This is a genomic window from Nocardioides sp. SYSU D00065 (assembly GCF_017916425.1).
In the GTDB taxonomy this organism is placed as follows: domain Bacteria; phylum Actinomycetota; class Actinomycetes; order Propionibacteriales; family Nocardioidaceae; genus Nocardioides.
Genome location: NZ_JAFMSX010000006.1, coordinates 1 through 2820 on the forward strand (window position 1 = coordinate 1; position 2820 = coordinate 2820).

Sequence of the window (2820 nt, forward strand, 5' to 3'; positions counted from 1 at the left end):
TTGTGGGTGGGTGCTGGTGATGGTCGCGGTTTCTTTGACAATGATTCTGACAGATGTCAGTTTTGTTCAGTCAGGGGATGTGGCTCTTATTGATAGTCGCTGCCTGCCTGTTGGTGGGTGGTTGATGGTTTTCGATGGAGAGTTTGATCCTGGCTCAGGACGAACGCTGGCGGCGTGCTTAACACATGCAAGTCGAGCGGAAAGGCCCCTTCGGGGGTACTCGAGCGGCGAACGGGTGAGTAACACGTGAGTAATCTGCCCTGCGCTTCGGGATAGCCACCGGAAACGGTGATTAATACCGGATATGACCAGTTCTCGCATGGGGGTTGGTGGAAAGTTTTTCGGCGCAGGATGTGCTCGCGGCCTATCAGCTTGATGGTGAGGTAATGGCTCACCATGGCTTCGACGGGTAGCCGGCCTGAGAGGGTGACCGGTCACACTGGGACTGAGACACGGCCCAGACTCCTACGGGAGGCAGCAGTGGGGAATATTGGACAATGGGCGGAAGCCTGATCCAGCAACGCCGCGTGAGGGATGACGGCCTTCGGGTTGTAAACCTCTTTCAGTACCGACGAAGCGCAAGTGACGGTAGGTACAGAAGAAGCACCGGCCAACTACGTGCCAGCAGCCGCGGTAATACGTAGGGTGCGAGCGTTGTCCGGAATTATTGGGCGTAAAGGGCTCGTAGGCGGTTTGTCGCGTCGGGAGTGAAAACGCCGTGCTTAACACGGCGCTTGCTTTCGATACGGGCAGACTGGAGGTATGCAGGGGAGAACGGAATTCCTGGTGTAGCGGTGAAATGCGCAGATATCAGGAGGAACACCGGTGGCGAAGGCGGTTCTCTGGGCATTACCTGACGCTGAGGAGCGAAAGTGTGGGGAGCGAACAGGATTAGATACCCTGGTAGTCCACACCGTAAACGTTGGGCGCTAGGTGTGGGATCCATTCCACGGGTTCCGTGCCGCAGCTAACGCATTAAGCGCCCCGCCTGGGGAGTACGGCCGCAAGGCTAAAACTCAAAGGAATTGACGGGGGCCCGCACAAGCGGCGGAGCATGCGGATTAATTCGATGCAACGCGAAGAACCTTACCTGGGTTTGACATACACCCTGCCGCTCCAGAGATGGGGCTTCTTTTGGGGGTGTACAGGTGGTGCATGGCTGTCGTCAGCTCGTGTCGTGAGATGTTGGGTTAAGTCCCGCAACGAGCGCAACCCTCGTTCTATGTTGCCAGCACGTTATGGTGGGGACTCATAGGAGACTGCCGGGGTCAACTCGGAGGAAGGTGGGGATGACGTCAAGTCATCATGCCCCTTATGTCCAGGGCTTCACGCATGCTACAATGGCCGGTACAAAGGGCTGCGATCCCGTAAGGGGGAGCGAATCCCAAAAAGCCGGTCTCAGTTCGGATTGGGGTCTGCAACTCGACCCCATGAAGTCGGAGTCGCTAGTAATCGCAGATCAGCAACGCTGCGGTGAATACGTTCCCGGGCCTTGTACACACCGCCCGTCACGTCACGAAAGTCGGCAACACCCGAAGCCGGTGGCCCAACCCTTGTGGAGGGAGCCGTCGAAGGTGGGGCTGGCGATTGGGACGAAGTCGTAACAAGGTAGCCGTACCGGAAGGTGCGGCTGGATCACCTCCTTTCTAAGGAGCACACGCCCCGACCGCTGGCGAATGTCCGGTGGCGCATGGTGGTGTTCACTAGTGGAATCGTCGATGCTGTGACTGTTGCCGGTGTGATGCTGGTGGTGGTTGTGGTTCGTTCTGCCCAGCGTTGGTTGGGGGGACGGTCAAGCACACTGTTGGGTCCTGAAGGATCAGCCGCGAGGTCTGCCCTGAGTGTGGGGTGGGTTGAGTGTGTTGGGCTTCTGGTCCTCCCTTTGTCTGCTGGCTCTTCGGGGTCGGTGGGTGTTGGTGGGGTTGTTGTTTGAGATCTGCATAGTGGACGCGAGCATCTTTAGCAGTCGCGCAGCATCGGTTCGCTGGTGGTGTGTGATTGTGTTTGCTGGCCTGCTCCTTTGATTGGGGGGTGGGCTGGTGTGTTTCTTCGTGTGTGTTGTTTTGACGTTGTTGAGACAAGCTATGAAGGGCACATGGTGGATGCCTTGGCATCAAGAGCCGATGAAGGACGTTGGAGCCTGCGATAAGCCCTGGGGAGTTGGCAACCAAGCTGTGATCCGGGGGTGTCCGAATGGGGAAACCCAGCACGAGTCATGTCGTGTTACCCGCATCTGAACACATAGGGTGTGTGGAGGGAACGTCGGGAAGTGAAACATCTCAGTACCGACAGGAAGAGAAAACAACAGTGATTCCGAGAGTAGTGGCGAGCGAAATCGGATGAGGCTAAACCGCGATTGTGTGATACCCGGCAGGGGTTGCAGTCGTGGGGTCGTGGGACCGTTCAGTTGAGTCTGCCGGCTCAGCACAGAGTAAGAAACCAGTGTGGAAGTCGAAGCCGGTTGGAAAGCCGTACCGTAGAGGGTGATAGGCCCGTAGACGTAATGCACTGGCTCTGGAGCGTGTTCCCAAGTAACACGGAACCCCTGAAATTCCGTGTGAATCTGGCGGGACCACCCGTTAAGCCTAAATACTCCTTGATGACCGATAGCGGACAAGTACCGTGAGGGAAAGGTGAAAAGTACCCCTGGCGGGGAGTGAAATAGTACCTGAAACCGTGTGCCTACAATCCGTCGGAGCTTGCCCCTTGTGGGTGGGTGACGGCGTGCCTTTTGAAGAATGAGCCTGCGAGTTTGCGGTGTGTTGCGAGGTTAACCCGTGTGGGGAAGCCGTAGCGAAAGCGAGTCCGAACAGGGCGCTT

At 57.2% G+C, this 2820-nt stretch carries 2 rRNA genes (1 of these 2 only partly in view); both read left to right on the forward strand.

What is annotated here, in order from left to right:
* Positions 1–131: 131 nt before the first annotated feature.
* Positions 132–1646 (forward strand): 16S ribosomal RNA (locus tag J3P41_RS18350).
* 429 nt (positions 1647–2075) lie between these two features.
* Positions 2076–2820: ribosomal RNA gene (locus J3P41_RS18355) — 23S ribosomal RNA — on the forward strand (it continues 2485 nt past the right edge of the window).
* Together the 16S and 23S rRNA genes form the textbook arrangement of a ribosomal RNA operon.